A 342-nucleotide genomic window follows, 5' to 3' on the forward strand; every position below is an offset into this window, starting at 1 on the left:
GGTGGGCTTCCAGATCGAGGAAGTTCTGAAGATCCACCTCGGCCTCGATAAGGCCGCGCGCCGCAAGCGTGCGATCGAACTGTTCGAAGCTGTCGGTATTCCGAACCCGGCGGAGCGGCTCAACCACTTCCCGCACCAGATGTCGGGTGGCCAGTGCCAGCGCGTCATGATCGCCATCGCGATCGCCTGCAATCCGAAGCTCCTGATCGCCGACGAGCCGACCACCGCGCTCGACGTGACGATCCAGAAGCAGATCCTCGATCTCTTGATGCGTCTGCAGCGTGAGCACGGCATGGGCCTGATCATGATCACCCACAACATGGGCGTGGTCGCTGAGACGGC

At 62.6% G+C, this 342-nt stretch carries 1 protein-coding gene; it reads left to right on the forward strand.

Translation table 11 applies throughout. The features are described 5' to 3' along the window. Positions 1–342, forward strand: a 342-nt coding sequence (locus SB764_RS38900; protein ID WP_410866598.1) for an ATP-binding cassette domain-containing protein, incomplete at both ends; no start/stop codon positions are given.

It is taken from the genome of Paraburkholderia sp. SIMBA_027 (genome assembly GCF_046535315.1).
Lineage (GTDB): Bacteria > Pseudomonadota > Gammaproteobacteria > Burkholderiales > Burkholderiaceae > Paraburkholderia > Paraburkholderia tropica.